The organism is Methylocystis echinoides, assembly GCF_040687965.1.
Taxonomy (GTDB): Bacteria; Pseudomonadota; Alphaproteobacteria; order Rhizobiales; family Beijerinckiaceae; genus Methylocystis; species Methylocystis echinoides_A.
In genome coordinates this window covers 3,664,440-3,682,757 of sequence record NZ_CP156084.1, presented here as the reverse complement: position 1 = coordinate 3,682,757, position 18,318 = coordinate 3,664,440, and the positions used below count along the sequence as shown (strand labels likewise).

27 protein-coding genes are annotated in these 18,318 nt (G+C 61.7%); 9 read left to right on the top strand and 18 right to left on the bottom strand.

The genetic code is table 11. The features are described from left to right. Positions 1-103: 103 nt before the first annotated feature. From RVU70_RS18235 to RVU70_RS18220, 4 genes are all read left to right on the top strand, one after another. Complete coding sequence (locus RVU70_RS18235; protein WP_363348885.1) at positions 104-349, top strand: acyl carrier protein; 246 nt, start codon at positions 104-106, stop codon at positions 347-349. Continuing rightward, positions 336-1,703 (top strand): AMP-binding protein, encoded by a 1,368-nt coding sequence (locus RVU70_RS18230; RefSeq protein ID WP_363348883.1) that lies wholly within the window; start codon positions 336-338, stop codon positions 1,701-1,703. The genes RVU70_RS18235 and RVU70_RS18230 overlap by 14 nt, the downstream gene beginning before the upstream one ends. Further along, the gene (locus tag RVU70_RS18225) at positions 1,703-2,425 is read left to right on the top strand and encodes an SDR family NAD(P)-dependent oxidoreductase (protein ID WP_363348881.1); all 723 of its coding nucleotides are present in this window, start codon (positions 1,703-1,705) and stop codon (positions 2,423-2,425) included. Before RVU70_RS18230 ends, RVU70_RS18225 begins: the two co-directional genes overlap by 1 nt. 102 nt (positions 2,426-2,527) lie before the next feature. Further along, the gene (locus RVU70_RS18220; RefSeq protein WP_363348879.1) at positions 2,528-2,788 is read left to right on the top strand and encodes a hypothetical protein; all 261 of its coding nucleotides are present in this window, start codon (positions 2,528-2,530) and stop codon (positions 2,786-2,788) included. 302 nt (positions 2,789-3,090) lie between these two features. Here the strand turns inward: RVU70_RS18220 and RVU70_RS18215 are convergent, their stop codons facing one another. Both RVU70_RS18215 and RVU70_RS18210 read right to left on the bottom strand, forming a co-directional pair. Beyond that, positions 3,091-3,351 carry a hypothetical protein gene (locus tag RVU70_RS18215; RefSeq protein WP_363348877.1) on the bottom strand — a complete coding sequence of 87 codons (261 nt, stop codon included), beginning with the start codon at positions 3,349-3,351 and terminating at the stop codon, positions 3,091-3,093. Between the two features lie 662 nt (positions 3,352-4,013). Further along, on the bottom strand, positions 4,014-4,223 hold the full coding sequence (locus RVU70_RS18210; protein ID WP_363348875.1) for a cold-shock protein: 210 nt from the start codon (positions 4,221-4,223) through the stop codon (positions 4,014-4,016). A 281-nt stretch (positions 4,224-4,504) separates the two neighbouring features. Here RVU70_RS18210 and RVU70_RS18205 point away from each other — a divergent pair, with 281 nt between their 5' ends. Continuing rightward, positions 4,505-4,867 (top strand): hypothetical protein, encoded by a 363-nt coding sequence (locus RVU70_RS18205; protein ID WP_363348873.1) that lies wholly within the window; start codon positions 4,505-4,507, stop codon positions 4,865-4,867. 294 nt (positions 4,868-5,161) lie between these two features. On the opposite strand, the gene RVU70_RS18200 is transcribed toward RVU70_RS18205, so the two are convergent. The 5 genes from RVU70_RS18200 to RVU70_RS18180 all read right to left on the bottom strand — a co-directional run bounded on the left by RVU70_RS18200 (position 5,162) and on the right by RVU70_RS18180 (position 7,009). Then, on the bottom strand, positions 5,162-5,410 hold the full coding sequence (locus tag RVU70_RS18200; protein WP_363348871.1) for a hypothetical protein: 249 nt from the start codon (positions 5,408-5,410) through the stop codon (positions 5,162-5,164). Positions 5,411-5,451: 41 nt separating this feature from the next. Further along, positions 5,452-5,676, bottom strand: coding sequence for a hypothetical protein (locus RVU70_RS18195; protein WP_363348869.1), 225 nt, complete (start codon positions 5,674-5,676; stop codon positions 5,452-5,454). Positions 5,677-6,334: 658 nt separating this feature from the next. After that, positions 6,335-6,607, bottom strand: coding sequence for a hypothetical protein (locus RVU70_RS18190; protein WP_363348867.1), 273 nt, complete (start codon positions 6,605-6,607; stop codon positions 6,335-6,337). Continuing rightward, positions 6,604-6,888, bottom strand: a complete 285-nt coding sequence (locus RVU70_RS18185) for a hypothetical protein (protein ID WP_363348865.1) — start codon at positions 6,886-6,888, stop codon at positions 6,604-6,606. Before RVU70_RS18185 ends, RVU70_RS18190 begins: the two co-directional genes overlap by 4 nt. Continuing rightward, positions 6,881-7,009 carry a hypothetical protein gene (locus RVU70_RS18180; RefSeq protein WP_363348863.1) on the bottom strand — a complete coding sequence of 43 codons (129 nt, stop codon included), beginning with the start codon at positions 7,007-7,009 and terminating at the stop codon, positions 6,881-6,883. Before RVU70_RS18180 ends, RVU70_RS18185 begins: the two co-directional genes overlap by 8 nt. Positions 7,010-7,138: 129 nt before the next feature. Between RVU70_RS18180 and RVU70_RS18175 the strand changes: the two genes are divergently transcribed. The 4 genes from RVU70_RS18175 to RVU70_RS18160 are packed head-to-tail and all read left to right on the top strand — an operon-like array spanning position 7,139 to position 8,275. Then, positions 7,139-7,450 carry a helix-turn-helix transcriptional regulator gene (locus RVU70_RS18175; protein ID WP_363348861.1) on the top strand — a complete coding sequence of 104 codons (312 nt, stop codon included), beginning with the start codon at positions 7,139-7,141 and terminating at the stop codon, positions 7,448-7,450. 17 nt (positions 7,451-7,467) lie between these two features. Next, positions 7,468-7,752 (top strand): hypothetical protein, encoded by a 285-nt coding sequence (locus RVU70_RS18170; protein WP_363348859.1) that lies wholly within the window; start codon positions 7,468-7,470, stop codon positions 7,750-7,752. A 44-nt stretch (positions 7,753-7,796) separates the two neighbouring features. Beyond that, positions 7,797-8,021: a helix-turn-helix transcriptional regulator gene (locus RVU70_RS18165; RefSeq protein WP_363348857.1), complete on the top strand. Its 225-nt coding sequence runs from the start codon at positions 7,797-7,799 to the stop codon at positions 8,019-8,021. Between the two features lie 50 nt (positions 8,022-8,071). Continuing rightward, complete coding sequence (locus tag RVU70_RS18160; protein ID WP_363348855.1) at positions 8,072-8,275, top strand: hypothetical protein; 204 nt, start codon at positions 8,072-8,074, stop codon at positions 8,273-8,275. Between the two features lie 64 nt (positions 8,276-8,339). Here the strand turns inward: RVU70_RS18160 and RVU70_RS18155 are convergent, their stop codons facing one another. From RVU70_RS18155 to RVU70_RS18105, 11 genes are all read right to left on the bottom strand, one after another. Further along, entirely contained in the window at positions 8,340-8,540 is a 201-nt protein-coding gene (locus tag RVU70_RS18155) for a hypothetical protein (RefSeq protein ID WP_363348853.1), read from the bottom strand. A gap of 1,298 nt (positions 8,541-9,838) precedes the next feature. Further along, positions 9,839-12,220: a phage tail length tape measure family protein gene (locus RVU70_RS18150; RefSeq protein ID WP_363348851.1), complete on the bottom strand. Its 2,382-nt coding sequence runs from the start codon at positions 12,218-12,220 to the stop codon at positions 9,839-9,841. Positions 12,221-12,224: 4 nt separating this feature from the next. Continuing rightward, positions 12,225-12,629, bottom strand: a complete 405-nt coding sequence (locus RVU70_RS18145) for a hypothetical protein (protein WP_363348849.1) — start codon at positions 12,627-12,629, stop codon at positions 12,225-12,227. Next, a complete protein-coding gene (locus tag RVU70_RS18140) occupies positions 12,626-12,940 on the bottom strand; it encodes a hypothetical protein (RefSeq protein WP_363348847.1) in 315 nt (104 codons plus the stop codon). Before RVU70_RS18140 ends, RVU70_RS18145 begins: the two co-directional genes overlap by 4 nt. A 556-nt stretch (positions 12,941-13,496) precedes the next feature. Beyond that, entirely contained in the window at positions 13,497-14,144 is a 648-nt protein-coding gene (locus tag RVU70_RS18135; protein WP_363348845.1) for a hypothetical protein, read from the bottom strand. Between the two features lie 61 nt (positions 14,145-14,205). Continuing rightward, positions 14,206-14,511, bottom strand: a complete 306-nt coding sequence (locus tag RVU70_RS18130; RefSeq protein ID WP_363348843.1) for a hypothetical protein — start codon at positions 14,509-14,511, stop codon at positions 14,206-14,208. Beyond that, positions 14,508-15,473, bottom strand: a complete 966-nt coding sequence (locus tag RVU70_RS18125) for a hypothetical protein (protein ID WP_363348841.1) — start codon at positions 15,471-15,473, stop codon at positions 14,508-14,510. Before RVU70_RS18125 ends, RVU70_RS18130 begins: the two co-directional genes overlap by 4 nt. After that, positions 15,470-16,372 (bottom strand): hypothetical protein, encoded by a 903-nt coding sequence (locus tag RVU70_RS18120; RefSeq protein ID WP_363348839.1) that lies wholly within the window; start codon positions 16,370-16,372, stop codon positions 15,470-15,472. Before RVU70_RS18120 ends, RVU70_RS18125 begins: the two co-directional genes overlap by 4 nt. Next, positions 16,369-16,527 carry a hypothetical protein gene (locus RVU70_RS18115; protein ID WP_363348837.1) on the bottom strand — a complete coding sequence of 53 codons (159 nt, stop codon included), beginning with the start codon at positions 16,525-16,527 and terminating at the stop codon, positions 16,369-16,371. The genes RVU70_RS18120 and RVU70_RS18115 overlap by 4 nt, the downstream gene beginning before the upstream one ends. 118 nt (positions 16,528-16,645) lie before the next feature. Continuing rightward, the gene (locus RVU70_RS18110) at positions 16,646-16,930 is read right to left on the bottom strand and encodes a hypothetical protein (RefSeq protein WP_363348835.1); all 285 of its coding nucleotides are present in this window, start codon (positions 16,928-16,930) and stop codon (positions 16,646-16,648) included. Between the two features lie 182 nt (positions 16,931-17,112). Next, positions 17,113-18,291 (bottom strand): phage integrase central domain-containing protein, encoded by a 1,179-nt coding sequence (locus RVU70_RS18105; protein WP_363348833.1) that lies wholly within the window; start codon positions 18,289-18,291, stop codon positions 17,113-17,115. Positions 18,292-18,318: the final 27 nt, after the last annotated feature.

The following is an 18,318-nucleotide window of genomic DNA, read 5'->3' as shown; positions in this document are numbered from 1 at the left end:
TTAACCATCGCTCTTCGAAAATCGAAGCGGTTTAACAAATCTCCGCTCTGCTCAAGCTAGGAATAGCCAAGCTTTCTTAGCCGAGAATGAAGAGGTGGCGGCGATGGACGTCGGGTCGACGATCGTTCGGGTCATGCAGCAGGTGGCCTTGGAGCAACAAAGAGAGCTCGCGCCGCTCACGGATCGCGCGGTTTTGGCGGATGCCGGGCTGGATTCGCTTTGCTTTGCGATCATCGTCGCCCGGCTGGAGGATGAATTCGGCGTCGACCCCTTCACGGCGTCGGAGGAAGTTTATTTTCCGGTAACTTTGGCGGAATTCGTCGCGCTTTATGCAAATGCCGGCGTCTGACCTGCGCCAGCTTCTGCGGGATGCGAATCCAACGGCCGAGGCGGGGCTTTTTGGGCCGGATCGCGAGATCGGCTGGCGTGAGGCGCTTGCTCTGACCGCGCTCCCGGAGGCGGCGGCGTTTGCGGGCAAATCCGCGCTGATCTCCGTCTCATCGCAATTCGATGCGGCGCGGGCGATGCTGGCGCTCGACGGCGTCGCCGCGTCAATGCTCGTCGTCCCGCCGGATTTCAAAGGCGAGCGACTGGCGTCGGCAATGATGCAAGCTCGCGTCGAAGGCGTCGTCCATGACGATCGTATCGAGGACCTGGGTCCGCTCGTGGAGCGCTACGCTCTAAGCCGGTCGGGAGCGGACGCCCCTTTGCGACGCGCGCCAATCTGCACGGAATGGATTCTTCCCACCTCCGGCACGACGGGCGCCCCGAAACTAGTCGCGCATCGGTTGGAAAGTCTGACCGCCGCGCTTGCCGCGCGCGACCGCGGCGCGCCGGCGCCGGTGTGGAGCACATTCTACGATATCAGACGGTTCGGCGGGATGCAGATCTTCCTGCGCGCGGTCATGAGCGGCGCGTCGCTTGTCATTACCGATGGCGACGAGCCGCTCTCTGGCCATATTGATCGCATGGCCAGACTTGGCGTAACGCATCTGTCTGGAACGCCATCGCATTGGCGCCGCTTGCTGATGAGCGGCGAGGCGGCGCGCATCTCCCCGAGGTATGTCAGGCTCTCCGGAGAGATTGCGGACCGCGCCATCCTCGACGCGCTCGCAAAGGCGTTTCCACAAGCCAAGATCGTTCACGCTTATGCGTCGACCGAGGCGGGCGTGGGGTTCGAAGTCGTCGACGGACTCGAGGGGTTTCCGGCGTGCTACCTCGATGGTCTGCCGGGCGTCGAGCTGCGCATCGTCGACGGAACGCTGCGCCTGCGGTCGCGCCGGAGGGCCGAGCGCTATGTGGGCGCGGTCGGCTTTAAGCTCGTCGATGACGACGGCTTCGTCGATACGGACGACCTCGTCGAACGCGTCAACGATCGCATCCTGTTCAGAGGACGGCGCGGCGGCGCGATCAATGTCGGCGGTCTCAAGGTTCATCCCGAGGAAGTTGAGCAGGTCATCAATAGCCATGAGGCGGTGCGCATGTCGCGCGTCAAGGCGCGGCGCAGTCCGATCACCGGCGACATCATTGTCGCGGATGTGGTGCTCAAGGCCGTCCCGCCTGAGGGCGAAGTCGTGGTGCGAAAGGAGATCCTCGCAAGCTGCCGCGCCCGCCTCGAACGCCATAAAGCGCCTGTCGGGGTCACTTTCGTGGCCACATTGCCGCTGTCGCCCGGCGGCAAGCTGCTGCGCGGGAGCGAGTGATGCGGAACGTCATCGTCACCGGCGCCAGCCGCGGCCTCGGGCTCGCCATATCCCGGCGGCTGATCGAAGACGGCTTTCACGTGACGGCCGTCGCCCGCAAGGAGAGCGACGCCTTGCGCGACTTGATGGAGGAAAAAGACGGCGCCTTATCCTTCGCCGCGTTCGACCTTTCGCAGCTCGACGCGATCCCGGCTTTCGCGCTTGCCCTGAAGAAGCGCTTCGGCGCGCCTTACGGGCTCGTCAACAACGCGGGCCTGGGTACGCAAGGCCTTCTCGCCACCATGCACAATTCCGAAATCGAGACGCTCCTCCGCATCAATTTGACGGCGCCGATCATGTTGAGCAAATACGTATTGAGGCAAATGATGTCCGCGAGCGCGGGGCGGATCGTGAACGTTTCTTCGATCATTGCGTCGACCGGATACAATGGCCTGTCCGTCTATGCCGCCACCAAGGCCGGGTTGATCGGTTTCACGAAATCACTGTCGCGAGAAGCCGGGCGCGTAGGCGTCACCATCAATGCGGTGGCGCCTGGTTTCATCGAGACCGAAATGACGGCGGAACTCGACTCCGCGGATCGCGCGAGGATCGCGGCGCGCGCTGCGCTGCGGCGTCTCGCGGCGCCGGAGGACGTCGCCAATGCGGTGTCTTATCTGCTCGACGAAAAAGCTCGCAATGTGACCGGGACCGTGCTCACGGTCGACGCGGGCGCGACCGCTTGAGCGCGCCGTCGAGCTGCGCCGCCATGGTGGGGCCCTTTGCGGAACATCGGCGCCGACAGGCTGTTTCTTGCTGATGACGACTCTGACAAACGGAGGTCGAGCATGGGACGCAGCAGCCCGAAACTGTGCAAGCGGTTATTCAGCGTGCTTGTCCTGACTTTGGCCGTCGCCGCCGCGGCGGCGACTCCGTCGCTTGCCCTGGGGAGAGGGGCGGGGACGAAAGATCTGGTCTACGCCGGCCGTTGTGGCCTCTTCTTGCTGTCCGCCAACCCAAGTCACAGGACGTTTTATCGCTACGACCTGCGCCAATGGCGGTATGGCGACGAACGAGACTTCAACTGCTTCGTATTGGAGAATTACTAGCGCCGCTGCGAGGGGCCGCACTCGGCGAGCGCCGATCGCCGCTCGTCCCGCGGGGCGCGGTCCGAGGCTAACGGCATTCTGTCTGGTTTTTGAATTTTTTGATGGTCGGAGTGAGAGACCGACAAGCCATAGCACTAACGATCTGTAAACAAAGCCAATTTGCCGAAGTGTCGCGTCTTCAACCCGCCAATCGACCCGCCAATAAGTGCGAGTCCAGTTGTTTCTCGATTTCGCGGCTTCAGGCCGCTTGTGGGCAAGCCTCCTTTTGGCCATCCAGGCGATGAGCCCCGTGGACGTGACGGTCAGATCAATCCATCAGGGACGTGCTTGAGCGAACACTTTGCTTTGAAATACGCGGCCGCACCTTCTTCAGTTGAACCCAACTGAGCTTCGATGCGAGTGGTCGCTTCGGAACCAGCCGCAATTATTTCAAATACATGCTGATCGGTAAACCGCACTAACGCGCAAATGATTCTGTCCTCAGCGCTGAAGCCGTAGATGTAGACAAATTGCTCGCGCAATGATTGTCCAGAGCGCGTGCAGATGGAGACTTCCTGGGGCAATTTTAGAGAATTCTTCCATCTGCTTTATAGGGTCTTTGAGTAGTAACATATTCATATAGCGGCTATAAACTGTGCCCTGAAACAGTTTATTCGTATGTCTATAGTACAGTGCCTTTCCAAGCTTTATTGAGAAGCGATTTAATGCTTCCCGACTAAGTGGGCCAATGTTTATGACGCCGCCGCCATCCCAGCGCCAGTCATCCGCCGCGCGACCGAAGGCCTGTCGGAGAGCTGCTTTGAGCCTAACACCGCGTAGCTCACCCCATTCCGCGAGCAACCTGGGTTGGTTGTTCCGTATTCCGCGGAGCAGCTTCTTCCACTCTTCCAAAGCGATAGCGGAGGGGGCTTCCATGCTGGTTCTCACCAAGACAGCTATAGCCTGCTCGTCGAGGCGGGACTCATCGTTACAAGCCTGGCAACAAGGAAACTCGTAGCTTTCGGGCCATTTTCTTTCGATGAAAAAGCTTCGTGGAGGGCAATGGTCTGTAGTGACTGCCGGCGCGCCGCAGTAAATGCACCATTGGTGAATTTTAAGGAATGCGGCACGACTATATTGGCCGCGCTTAGCATCACCCATATTAGACTTCGCTGTTTGAAAATCACAAAAACGCCCCGCCGATACATCCACGGTCGGGGCGTCCTGTTTTGGCGAGGGAGCGACGTTAGACCGCCTTTAGCTGATCAGCTGAGTTTTTGCCGCTGCGTCGGTCTACCATGACCTCGTAATCGACCTTCTGTCCTTCCTGCAGACCGGCCAAGCCGGCGCGCTCGACAGCGCTAATGTGGACGAAAACGTCAGCGCCTCCTGCATCAGGCTGAATGAAGCCGAAGCCCTTCTGGGCGTTGAACCATTTCACGGTGCCAGTTGCCATTGTGTCTCCAAACATGTTCGGAGGTAGCCCGCCTGCGCGGGGCCGGATCGATCGAGATGTTTGGAAGATGGCGTCGGCGGCCCCCGTCAAAGGAGCAAGGCGAAGTCGTCGGCCGAAAGATCGTCGATGTATGAAATCTAGAGCGACATTGGCACAGTTACAAATCTTGGCAGGCGCGAAAAACGCCCGCGCCTGTCCATCCGAGGTCGCGGGCGTCTCTTGCATCGGGATATGCTCCGGATAAACTACAGCCATCCATGGTGATTTGCAAAGGCGTTGGCATGGCGAAGAGGCCTCGGGTTCCGCTCACCCTCACCCGTCTCGCCAACATCGCCTTCCTTGCCGGCCAGGGCTACTCGGCCTCAGAAATCGCCGCAGCGATGGGGATGAAGCCCGGCCATGTCTACTGGCTGCTTTTCGCGCACCACATCCAGCTTGCGCCGAAGACGGCTGCGGACGCCGTTATCCCGCCGCTGATGGTGTCGAAGCAGACCATGAGCGGGGTCGAGAGCCTCGCCAAGGAGTTATCCTTGCCGCCCACATGGATGCTCGGTCGGCTGCTTGAGGCGGTGCTCGCCGAGCCCAACATCGCCTTGAACCTGCTCGACGGGGTAAAGGCCCCTTCGAAAAAGAAGGCGGCGTGACGACCGCTATCGAGGGTCGGCGTATTTCTTCGCCCAGTTCCGCGCGTTGACCCGTATCCAAGCTTTGGCGCCGGCTTCCGTCTGAAAGTCATGGATTCGCACGCTGGCGCCATTCGGAAGAAATATCTGCACGAACCAGCCGTGCTGGCCGCGTTTGACGCAAAACCTAATCCCCGAAATTTGGACCAGCATGTGCGTGCCCTGGTCAGCGGTCGGGGTAGCATATTGCAGTGCAAAAATTCACCTTGCAACCTTCTGCGCCCCCAGCCGGGGGCAACTACCCGGAATTTCCGGCTAGTTCGGATGTCGCCCGGTCAAATCGCCCTCTGCGAGCAGCGCTGCCATCGCCGCCTCGACCGCCGCGAAACCAGAAGGGCGCCGGGCGCGTGCCTGCGCCGCGGCGAAGCGAACACAGCGCGCCCAGGTCCATGGATCTTCATCGTCGCTGGCGTGCCAGCCTTTCATACGGACATAGCGCCAGTGCGCCCACGCGGCCCGCATGACGGCCGCGCGCTTTTCGAGTTGGGTTCGGCGCTGGCGCATTGATGGCGTCCATTAGGTATCAGCTTAGTCGCGATCGACCGTCACTCTCCGCCCAAACTAAAATCAACGGCCTCGGCCCATTTGGTCAACTCTGTAGCCATAGCGTCTAATTGCGCAGCTTCGCCCAGTAACGCTTCTGCATATTCGTGCAGAATTCCTTCTTTGGATGCGCGATACTTTAGGTTATCTGAGGAGCTTTCGAGCGCTCTAAAAACTAGACGTGCTTGTTTCTCTGTTAGCATTAGCGAGAATAAGTTGCTTGACATTGATGCCTCCCTCGGGGGCGATCCTCAAAGCCCGCATCGGTCATATCGGGCGGCCACTTGCTCGGGACAAACCAGCCGCCCCGACGGTCCATTGGCAGCGTCCGGCCGCGGTAGGCTGTCCAGGCCGCCCATTCCGGCGTGCCGCTGGCGATCCACACGAGCGGCCCCGGAGCGGCCTCATCCCTCTCCCCAGCAAAGGCCCGCACGGCCTCGGCGATCTGCCGAGTTGATCGTTTCTCGGCCGCCATCCTCTCGACCAAGGCTGCGAGCTTGGCTACCCGGTCGCCCTCGCGCGCACGCCTTTCAGGAGGGATAACTGCATAGGCTCTTGCTCGGTTGGTGAGGCCGGAGCGAGGGCATAGGACGCCAGCCCCAGCGCGCCGGAGCCGCGTTCCCGTGCCCTGCGATCTTGCTCGGTCGGAGCCGGCCGTCGCATCAGGCCCGATGGGTGCAGGCGGTGCCCCGTCGGTCGATCGCTACTTGCGGCGCTGCCGTCGCGCCGGTCTCCGGGCTTCGATCTTTCGGACTGCCCCGGCCGCATGGAGACGCCCCACAGCTCGGCCAATAGTCGTCCCGCCGCTGCCGTCGTGACCGACCAACGGGAAGGGCTCTCCCGCGCACGGGGAGCCGGTGACTGGGTGATGGTTGAGGCGGGTGCCTACGGCGGCCCGGCGCGCGCGGCGAAAGCAAACAAGGGGAGCGCCTCGTCCTCGGCGCAGTCCTCGTCGGGCTCAATGTCGACGTCGCCCTGGAGCTCGTCGGCGATCGCGATGAGCGCGCCAGCGAGATCCTCAAGGCCGGGGAGATCGAGCCCCTCTGGAAGGTCGCCGAGCGCGTCGAGGGCGCGGTTGACGCGCCTTTCTAGCCCCGCCGGCGGCTCAACAAATGCGCGGGGAGCGCCGCGGCGCCGGGGGAGCTCGATAAGGGTCACGCGCCAGCCCTCGGCTTTCTTGGATTTTGCTCAGCTTCCTGCTCATCGAGTGCAGCCGTAGAAAAAGGCTGCTTATCGGCTCGAAGATGGGCGGCGAGATCCTCGTAGAGGTTGCGCACGTCGTTCAGAATTTCGCGCGTCACCCAATCCAGCGCCTGGGCTTCGGCTTCATCGAGATGGTTCGCAGCCAGCTCGTCGGCAATCAGGTTGAGCGCCCTGGCCTTCTGCAAGACGCGGCCGACGCGCAAGACAACATCCGGCATGTCGAGGCGCTCAGCCATTGCGGCCTCCCTTGACGCGGACGGAGGCCACCGCGCGGCGCGTCTCGGCGACGGCGAAGGCGAGCCACAAGAGGGCGAAAGGGGCGAGGAAGCAGAGGAAGGTGGGGGTCTGGTCAGGCATAGGCATGGCTTTCCCGTTCGCGGAAATGGTGGTCTCCGCGTTGGTTGTGCTTTAGGCGATAGTCTTGACGTGATACTATTAGCTCGACTTCTGGTCCGAAGTCAATACGTTTGGATAAGGTCAATACGAATGAATAAGGCGAGGCTCACGGGACGGCAAATAGCAGCGGCCAGAACGCTTGTCGGCATGACGCAGCCGGAGCTGGCCGAAAGAGCGAATATCTCCACCCCGACGCTGAAGCGTATAGAGGCGGCGGTTGGTCCCGCCCCCGGGTATGCCAACAACCTGGCCGCCATCCGCGCCGCCCTGGAGGCCGCCGGCGTGATCTTTGTGGATGAAAACGGGGAAGGGCCGGGCGTGCGGCTAAGGAAGGCCCGTCAGGACAACGCAGCCCCGACGACGATCCCGCTCGACGAGCTCAACGCCGAGAACGACGAGTAGGCCGACAGGAGGCGCGCATGGTCAGAATAGTCGAGCACCGCAGCGCCCTTCCGAATGGGCCGATCCTTGCCGTGCATGTGCGCCACGACGCCGATGTCGAGCCGCATGTGTTCGCTCGCATCGCGGTTGAGGTCTTCGGCCAGAGTGCACACCCCGACGCCTTCTCTGAACGTATGCCGGTCGAGAAGGCATTCCTGCAGGCGCTCGCCTATGCTGAGCATGCAGGGCTCACGGTCCTCTGGATCGACGACCCCGGCCAGCATTTCCCGCCAGATAAGCGCCCAGTAATGGATGCGGGTTAGCGGTAGAGGCGCGCGGGCAGCGACGAAATGCGAAGAGGGGAAAGATGATACCAGCACAATCGCGCGCGGCCAGAGAGCTCCTTGGATTGACCCAAGAGCATTTGGCCGACATGGCCGACCTAAGCCTTTCTACCATTCAGGAATTCGAAAACGGACGTTCGGTTGATGAATGCTTGGTAGCGACTATCGAAGTCGCCCTTGAGGCGGCCGGCGTTGAATTCCGGGACGACAACGGAGAGCTCTGCGTCTGCCTTAAGAAACGCCAGTGATGCGGCGAGTGCGCGGGCCGTAAGGCGACCGGGTTCGAGGAGCAGCGGCAGTGAAACTGACAGTCGAAATGAAGTTGACGGCGGAGACCGCCGAAAGGCTTAAGGAAACCGCTGAGCGCCTGGCCGGCATGAATCTTGGCGATGATGGTTTGCTCGCCGCCGCGATCCTTATGCGCATCGCCACAAATTATGAACGGGCGCGCGAAGCCGCAGGCGTTGTTCCGTCCAATGGGAGCAAGGCGGGGGTCGGTTGAAGAAGGAGCCCAATGGAGGATGACACCCTTCAATGGCGCCGGCCCGCGCCACTCGGCAGAGTAATTACTCAGGGCCAGCTTCGTTCGCTACCTGCTCGGCCGCGTCGCGTAGAAATTGCGCCAAAGCGAGACGTAGAAGAAGCAATGCCATATCCCGCGGCAGTAGCTCATGAACTGTATTCGAAAGACGTACCGCGTCGCCAAGGCTTTGCATGACTAGCAACGCCTCGCGTGCTTCGCTGTCCTCGTCCTTGAAAGACTGCATTTTACTTCCCCAAGCAACCTCCTCCTGGAGCAAAACCAAAGTCGCTTTACGTAGTTCCCGCATCGCACAATTTGTTTTTGAGCGGCGGGGCGACTGAGCCCTATCTAAAGACGAATGCAGAAGAGACGCCACGAAAGTGAAGCTTTCCGTCTTGCAAGGAAGGCGAGAGAAAAAAGACACGCGATGATCCGGTCGGGCCATTTGCCAGGGCTTTTCAAGAAGGGCACGAAGGAACTTCTTCCCGACGTCGCTGAGCTGATCGAGGCATACGCGGCGAGGAACAGGGAGGAAGACTGAGGGCCGGAGCCTCAAGAGCAAATCGGCCGACGGTCCGGAGCCTGCAATATAGGTTCGGACCGTCGGCCGATATCCGTAGGCACGGACCGTTCAACGGTACGCTCTCAACGACTTTGCGCTATTGTGGATTCTACGCTCTTGCGCACGGGGGCTTCAGCGGTCGCGGGGACCACGGTTGGCGTGGGCGGAATCTCACAGCTAGACTGGCGGTCAGAGTGTTGCGGGGAACCCGGCCGCCAGTCGTACCCCTGCTTTTAGCCCGGCAGGTGGCGCGGCCAAAGGCAAGATTGCCGCGCTCTTTATGAGTTATCGCGTGAAGCGAGCTTGGCAAGCGTCCCCTAGTCTTCTGAAAAGGTCGAGAAACACCACGGCAAGCTGAGGCGTGTAAGAAGAGGGGCCGCTGGCGTGACCCCTACCACTCCAGGCTTGCGGCAGAGCCTCGGTTGCTAGCCCCAGCCGGGGCTCTTTCGGGGCGGATGCACTCAACGCGAGGACCGGGAGGGGATGGCTCGCTACGTACTCATAATCGTGCTCACCTGGGCCCTGGTCTTGGCTGGTCTTTTCGTCATCAATGGCGGCAACAACCGGCTCGATCCTGACGACGATCCGATACAAGTCGAGTCACCATGAGGAGTGCGGGCCCGACCCGCCGGCACCAGAAGCGTCCCGCGGCGTCGAGGTGTTTTCGGCTCGAAAAAACGGCCCCAAACTCGATACACTGGGGCCGAAGGAGGTTCCGTCGAGGGCGCTAAACCCCGACTGGAAGACTGTATCTGCCAGGCGTGTCGAGCGGCTGACGAACTCACGAAGTAAAAATGAAATCGCCCCGCCGATACATCCACGGTCGGAGCGTTCCTAGTCCCAGCAGGAGGCCGGGCTTATAGGAAAAAATACCGCGAGACGCGGTGGCGCAAGAGAAGGCTCAGCGGGCAGACTTTGCGCTGGGCGCCCGTCCCCTCGGATCCTTCGGGTCCAAATTTGGGGTCAGTTGCGCCAAACGCTCAAACCTCTCTCCGCATGTGATCGCGCATCATCGAAGGGAGCCGCGCATTATTCTCCGCGATCTTCCGGTCGATCATGATTTCCCAATCGCCATTAGGTTTTTGCTCGGCCTGAACATCAGCGCCGGAATAATTGGAGATATAGACATTGCCGCCGCTCTGCGGCCCGCCCTGCATCGAGACCGGGATAGAGCGCCCGTCGGGCAGCGGAACGAAGGCCTCGGGGCCCGCGCCTTCCCCGAACAACGCTAGCTGCGGCTTGTTCGCCACGCCGCCGCCGGCATATCGGTTGAGCGGCAGAGCCCCCCTCGACGTCATGACGCCGCCGTCCGCAAATGGCAATAACTTCGAGAAGAAATCGGCGGCCCCGCTGACGGCCTTCCCCATGCCGCTGCCAATGTCGCCTAGGCCGTCACCGCCGACGACATTGACGCTTGCAGCTTGGACATTCATGGTCTGCGTCTTCCGCTCGGCGCCGAGATGGAGCGCCTTGACGATCTCGCCGAAGATGCCGCCAACGGCGCCGTCTTTCCCTTCCGTCCCCATGATCTTGGCGAACGGCCCGGAGCCCGTCAGCGCGGCGTCGAGGATGTTATCGCCGGCGAAGTCGAGCCCCTTCTTCAAGACGTCGCCGGGCTTGCCGCCCTTCAAGATTTCCTTGAAGCCGCCGGAGAGTGAACCGGCTACGGAGCTGTAGGCCTCATTGAAGGCTTTCGCCTGTTCGTTCAGCTTCTTTTGAGCTTTCTCGGCCTCATCGATCTTCGTCACAAGAGCGGCCACGTTGTCCTTCTGCTCTTTGGTCGCGGCGACGCCGATCTTGTGTTGCTCGTTCTCAATTTTGACCTTCAGGGCGACGGCATCGTTCGCGTCGCCGATCGCCTGGGCCAGCGACAATTGGTGCTCGAGGTCGCGCGTCACATTGGCGTAATTATCGGCCGCGCGCTCCTCGTCTGTCTTCGCATGGCGGCCCGACCCGCGCTTCTTCTTCCGCTCCATCGGGCCCAGGCCGTCGTTATTCCAAGCCGTGAAGGCGCGCTGCGTCGCGCCCATCCCAACCGGAACGCCCGGCATTCCAACCGACCCAGGCCGCCACTCGGGGAGGCCAGGCCCGTTCAGATTATTGTCGGCCATATACTGGTCGATCGAGCGGCCCTGCGCGCCGGCGACGGGCCCGGCCATCTTCCCGCCGTCGCGGATCGCATTGTAGAACTCAGTGGCCGCAATCGCCGCGTCGGCAATCCCGCCCTTGATCTCTTGCCAGAGAAGCGACACGCCCTGCAGAGGGCTCGACAAGCGCCCGAACGCGGCGAACAGCTTCTGATCGGACAGCTCGGCCGCCCTCTCAATCTCGCGCTGCATATCCAGGGCGGCCTTCGCCGGACCGTCCGCGAACGAAACCCCGGTCTTTTGCGCGGCCTCGTCCAGGGCCTTCATGGCCAGCTCGCCATTGCGCAAGCTCTCATAGAACTTTGCGCCGGCGTCATCGCCAAACAGCCGCTTGGCGAGATCCAGCCCTTCTTCTCGGGACAGCTCGCGGATTTTCTCCCCGACAAATTCAATGAACTCGCCCGTGGTCTTCGCGCGCTCCCCGAGCAGCACGAAGCGCCCGTCGATCTTTTCCAGCGCCGATCGGACCTCGCCGGACCCGAGCTTGAATTTCTCGAATTGCTGGTTGGCCTGATCCAGCGCCCCTTGAACCCCCTTGCTGTCCAGCCCAACGCCCGCGCCAACCCCGCGCGCGGCTAGCACGCGGGACGCGCCAACCCCGCTTGTCTCCTGAGCCCGCCCCAGGTCCGCAAGGGCGCTCTGTGCTCGGCTAATCCCATATTCGAGCGCCGCGAAGCCGGCGAGCAGGCCGCCGGTCGCCACGCGCCCCGGCGTTACGAGACCGAGGAGGTTCTCTCCGAGGCTTTTCAGCGCCCCGCCGACCCCCGCCTTGCTCGATGACAGCACATCGAAAACCTGGGAGCCCTGCTGAGCCAGAACCGTCAAAGGCGACTGGCCGCCGGCAAGGGAGACCGCGACGTCCTGCGCTTGGCGGCCGAGGTTGATCAGCTCGTGGCGCGCAAGCCCGGTCGCCTTCGCATTGTCGTTCATTGCGCCATTGAGCCGGCGATGCATCGCATCGAGGCGCTCGACAGCCGCAGCATATGCGGTCGTCTTTTCCAAGCCCTGGGCGCGCGCGCGCTCGAGCAAGCGTTCCTGCCTAACGATCTCCTGCGTCAGCTTGTAATTTTCGTCATGGGCGCGCGCGACGGTATTCAGCGAGCGCGCCGCGCTCTCCTGGGCCTTGGTGAACCTCTCGGTCGACGCGATCGCCCCATCCGCATTTTGCGTGCGAAAAAGGAGTTCGATTTCGGAGACGACCTTTTCGGTTGCCATTACTTTAGCCCTTCCTGCGTTCGTATCTCGGCCCGATTTCTAGTGGCGTTTCGCGCCGTGGCCGGTCATGGTCGGTGTCTGTATCGGGGCCGTAACGATCCGGGTCAGCCCAGGTTACGGAATCGAGGGCACACGTGAGCGCGTCGAGAAGTTCGAGATCAAATCCAGGCCGAGAGACGCGCGCATCCGCGGCCAAGGCATGGATGACGCGGAGCTTCGCTCCGGCAAACATGCGCGCCTCTGGCGCGCGCCGCTGGTCCTGGGCGAAGCGCCACAGATCCTGCCAATCACTCATCGCGTCGACAGCGTCGATATCGCCCCGCACGACGGCTAGACGCGCTTCGCTCTGGAATGCGTGAAGCGCGACGCCTTTATGCTCGCCAATCTTCGGGAATTCATCCTTGATCATGCGTTGCCTCTAGCGTTGAGGAGTTCGAGCGCCCGGCGATTGATGTCGTCGGTCAGGCGATCGATGTCCTTGTTGCTCCCCCGCTCTTCGACTTTTGGAGCAGCTTTTATCGCTGCGAGAGCGAGGCGATAGCGCAAAAGCTCCCGGGCAGCTGCGACCCTCGGAGTCGGCTTCAACCGCTTGTTGCCGGCGATCTCCTCGAGGATGCCGACAGGATCAACTGACGTCCGGGCTGCCTGCGCCGAGGTCCGCGCTGGGTTGCACGCAGGTGGCCGCCGCTTGCGCGCAGGTGCTTTCGTGGTTTTTGCCAAGGTTTTGCAGTTCCTTTGCCTTGTCTGTCACACAGGAAAAATTCTGGACATCGGCGCGCGCGTGGGTCGCATGCGTGACACCCTGGCCGGTAACGCACCCCTTTGGTGTATGACTTTTGACCCTCCCCTGGGGTCTAAGGGGCACGCGATCAGTGGCCCGACCAAAATCCACGCCCTGAGTTCCGGACGTTCTTGAAATCGGGGAACGGCGATAAGCCGCCGACCGCAAGGAAGGCCAGGGCGCGCTCGCGTGCTGCCGCAGCGCGGGGCGTCAACGCTGGAAGAATGATGCGCGGCGTTTCGTGTCCGCGTGCATTCCGCTTGGCGCGAAATGGAGGCTTTGATTTTCCTGGCATTGGTCACCACTCCCAAAGGAAAGATGGTCGATTTTTTACGGGGCGCGGCAGCGGCGCTCGCGCCTTGGGGCGATCGACCTGTCGGCGCTCCTCCGGGACCGTGACGCCGAGGACGTCGCCACCGAAACCCGCGGCGGGACGCGCGACGCGCTTCGAGGTGTTATACGGATTGCCGCTCTGCGGCCGTGTGATTTTGACCTTCACTGCTTGTCATTCCACTTGTCGAGTTGGTCCTTGGTAATGTGACCGGCTTCAACGGCGCTCCGAAGCATGCGGCGGATAGTGTTCCAGGATGGGCGCTCGATCGGCCCCAGCCATGAGAAGTGACGAACCCCGCGCTTACTCAGGGCTTCGACGAACGCATCATGCTCATCGACGGCGCTGGCGAGCTCGAGGATGGCGACGGAGATACGCTCCCCGATCGGACGATAGGCAGATTGGACTTCCGGGAGGAGCACAAACTCTTTACAGCTGCGGACATGAAGCTCGAGCATCTTCTCGCCTAGCTGGTGGAGCGCATCGTCGAGTTGCTGCGTCGACGTGCCGATCTCTCGCCCTCGAGCCAACGCTTCGGAATTAACGCTCGCCGGCTGCGCCACCTCGCCTTCGGGCCGAACGAACTCGGCGACCAATGCCTCCGCAGCGTTGATTTCGCGCGGCCTGACCGTCGCATACTCATAGTTCATTTGACTGAAGGTGCCAGGATTTTCCCTGCGGATCGCCTGACCTTCCTCGAACAGTTTGTTCCGCTGCTCCTGCATTCGTTTTGACAAAGCCGCGGCCTTGAAATAGCGCGCAGAATGCGGGCCGGTCGCTTCGTTAAAGTCGGGGAGGTTCTTCATCGCCATATGCGCCTCGATCTGTTGCGATGGCTGAGCATTCGCGACGATCGAATGCCGCGCAAGGAACTTAATTAGTTTTGTTCCTGGTTTTTTTGAACTTGCGTCGGAGCCTCTTTTGCGTCGCTTCGACGCTGTGGCCGGGCGCGGCGCGCGCCACGAGGCGCGTCGCCGCCGGGGGCGAGAGCCCTTCTCGAACGTGCTCAGCGACTTCAGCCAGCGCCGCGGAGTCGTCAATCTGCTTCCGGCCGCCTCTGGGATAGACGAGACGCAGCGTTTTCGCCTGCGCTGCGGCAGCGAGCGCCTTGATGTCCGCTGCATCCGCCTTGCCGGCCGCAAGGCGCGCGAGGGCGTCGCGTGGCAGGGGCGCGCTCATAGCTCCTCCGGCACAAAAACCCGCTGATGCCTTTTGCGGGGCTTATGCGTGCGAAGCTCTGGGGTCGGGTAGATGGTTGCGGCGTATTCGTCCCATCCATTCGGCTTCTCTCTCGACGCCTCGGTGTCCACAATGTCCTCGAGGCATTCCAAGTCGAGCGCTGGAGGATCTCCGACACACTCTGGTTCATCCATGAGGACTTCATCACCATCGCCGGGGAATAACAGATTTGCCGGCGGCGGCGGAGGGAGATCATCCTGAGCCGGCGAGCGCGCCCTTTGAGGCGCGCTCGAGCCGGCGATTGCGGATATCCCAGTATTAATACTGACAGACTCATGGTCCGGCGTCGGCGGCGCGCCCAAGGGCGCCGCCGCGCCGGCCCTGTGATACTGTTCTACTGATAGGTTAGGCTGAAACCGGCCCGACAATCGACCGGAACCGTCCTCACAATCGACCGGAACCGTCCCCACAAAGGGCGGGGAATTTTCTGACATTCCGTTTGTCAGTTCTGACTTTTGCTCTGTCAGGTTGTCTTCTTGTGAGGACGCTTTCAGCCCATCAATCGGGTTTTCTTGTGAGGACGCTTTCGGCCTATCAATGGCAACGGGCGGCGTCCCTTTCTCGTCGACTTCTCCGGTCTGCTCGATGGCCGTATAGGTGTTAGCATGGACGCCACAGTCCTTGCGTTCGATCCAACCTCTCGCCTCAAGCTGCGTGATGGCATCTCGCACCCTGCGGGGGTGCATGCCGGCGGCGCGTCCAAGGTCCGTTTGGTTGACCTGGCAACGCATGGTCTTTTCGTCGAAATGAAGCGTGAAGGCATAGGCGACTGCTTTTGCAGGGCCACCGAGAAGCCAGTCCGCCATGACGCTGTTGAGCCACGTAGCGCGCCGATTGATTAGGTAATGCCGGCGCCAAGGACGATTCTTCGCCTTTCCTTCCGGTTCTGTTGCGCGTGTCATCTCGCGCCTCCATCGAGCATGGACGCGACCTTATCGAGATGTTTCTTTTCGGACTCCTCGGCGACCTTCGCGATACGAAGGGCGTCTTGCGGCAAGTGTGCTTCAATCGCTTCACGCAGAAGGCCGCGAAGAATATGAGCGGGCATGGCCTCCGCTTCGACAGTGCGTTCGATATGCGGCGCCCGCCTGTCGCCGGCCTTCCGGGGCTTCTCGGGAAGCCCGTAAACCGCAATCTGTTCAGGCGTAATCCCCAGCCGAACGAATTGCAGATCAATGACCGGGTCGAGATGCTGTCGCAGCTCCCTTTGCAGCGCCACGTCGATGAGCACGCCCGCCGGGTCGAAGTCACCGATGTAGAGGACGACAACGGGGTCGCGGGTGTCGTCGGTGTAGGTCGTCACCGTGCGGTTGAGCTCTTGCGCCGCTTCGTGGGCGAAGCTGATCGAGGAAAAGCCGCCGCAGGGATAAAGCGAAACAGCAAGTTCCCGGCAATCGCTTTGAATTACGCTAGCGATCGAGCGGGACTCGCACCAAACCTCTACGGTGACGCCTGCATCTTCCCATAGATCGGAGCGATAGAGGTTGCGCATACGGCGAACGAAATCGCCAGCGCCCGAGAAGGTATCGACGAAATACCCGCGTCGGCTCATGTCGGCGATCCAATTATATGGGATCACGCCATCGCGGCGCAGCTTAACAACGCGCGCCTGCACTTGGTCATAGCCTGCATCTGTTTTCTCGACCGGCTCGGGCAGCCGAGGATCCGTCATGCGGTAGAAGACATGGCGGACCGACTGAGGATTATCCATCCGCAGCACCTGAACGATCTGCTCGTTAAGCAGCTCGATTTGCGCTTTGGTGCGGCGACGGCGCTTTATGGGGCCAGCCTGATAAATCATGCGCCGCCCCCTTCCGCTTCGCGGTTGCGGGTGATTGCGCCGAGATGAGCGAAGGTGTATTCTTTCGCTTGAAGGTCTCTTCCAACTTCCTTCGCCCGTTCGACCCCGCCGCCCGCGTCTCCAGCGCGGGCGGCTTCGTTTTTGTCGTTGTTCATCGGCCTCCTCCCTGAAGACGCGGGAGCGCCGGCGCGTCATGCGGGTGCACTTTTACGCCTCGTGACAATGAATGCGCCCGACACGGGCGCCTTGCCTTGATGTGGAAAAGGCGGCCCGTCAGGCCGCCTTCTTCTTTCCGTTCTTTCCAGTGGGATTACGCGAGCCGGTCGGGATATAGGCAGGCGCGCCGTCGGGATCCGGGCGCATCGGCCGGCCGGCGAGATAGTCCTTTGCATCCGCGGCGGTGATCATGTTCCGGCCGCCGAACCTACGGACCCTAATCGCACCCGCCCGCATGTCCTTATAGAATTTCGTGTTGCCGATATGCGCGAGCGCTTGGAACTCAGCGGGCGTGATATTCGCATCAGCGTCCAGACGCTCTTTAATCCTCAACAGGTCCATTTTTGCCTACTCCTGCTACGCGAATCTGGCGTGTCAACGAGAGGCGGGAGGATTGCGCGCAAAAAGATGAACCTCAAGGCTACATGGAGTAGCAAAATGAACTCATCCCTCTGTAGAAACAGCGTTCATGCCAGGGTTTTCCTCGAATTCATCCCTTCGCAAAAAACGTCGTTGCAGTCGTATCATGCTTCCAAAAAGTGCGCCCATGCGGTCATTAGCTCGCGCCTCTTTTCGAGCGCGGAGCCACGCCTGTAAGCCTGCTCTGCTTTGTTCCCAATGATGTGCGAAAGCGCTGCCTCGGCGACTTCTCGGGGGAACGCGGTATGGTCCCCGGCCCAATCCCGAAAAGCGCTTCGGAATCCATGTGGCGTCGCTCCGGCAATACCCATGCGTTCGATAACGTTGGCCATCGCAACGTGTGAAAGCGGCCTTCCGCGCCTCCTGCCTCTGAATACGTATTCCGACGCGCGTAAAGCCTGCATTTCGTCCAAGATATCGAGGGCGCGAGGGACCAGCGGAACGCGATGCTCGCGCCGGGTTTTCATCCTGACAGCCGGAACGACCCACAGCCGCGCGTTCGAATCTATTTCGGGCCAGAGGGCGCCATATACCTCTCCGGAGCGCGCGGCCGTCAGGATCGCAAATTCCAGCGCTCGGGCTGAGACTGTATCGATGGCGCGGAGCCGGGCGACGAAGCCCGGAACTTCCGCATACGGAAGGGCCGCGTGATGACCTTGCTCTCCCCCCACGCGCTTGGCCAGCAAGTGCTCTAAATGGCCGCGCCACGCTGCAGGGTTAGGACCGGAGCGCATCCCATGCGCGGCGGCGTAGGCGAGCACGGCCTCAATGCGCTGGCGAAGGCGGGAGGCGCTTTCGGGCTTCTCGTGCCAGACAGGCCGCAGGACAGCGAGGACTGCCTCTGTGTCGATTTCCTCGACGGGCAGGGGGGACAGTGCCGCCGCGCCCGTCACAAGCGCCGAGCGCCATTGCTCCGCGTGCTTGGAGTTGGTCCATTCGGGCGCCTTGGCCGCGAGAAGTTCGCCGGCAACCTCACCAAAGGTCTTGCGCCCGGCCTGCGCTTGCCGCGCGGCTCGGCGCTCATCGATCGGATTGCGGCCGGCGTTGCGGACCCTGCGGGCCTCGTCGCGCAGGTCACGGGCCTGCGCGAGTGTCACATCAGCAAATGAGCCGAGTCCCATAAAGCGGCGTTTGCCGTCATGGTGGAAGCGATAGAGCCAAGAGCGCGCGCCAGTGGGAGATACCACAAGATAGAGCCCGCCGCCGTCATGGTGCTCGCCGGGCGGAGCCGTCGCCACGAAGCGAGCGCTGAGCCTGTCCTTGCCCCGCACCTGACCCGCCAATTAACCCGCCAACGATGCGCGGATTGT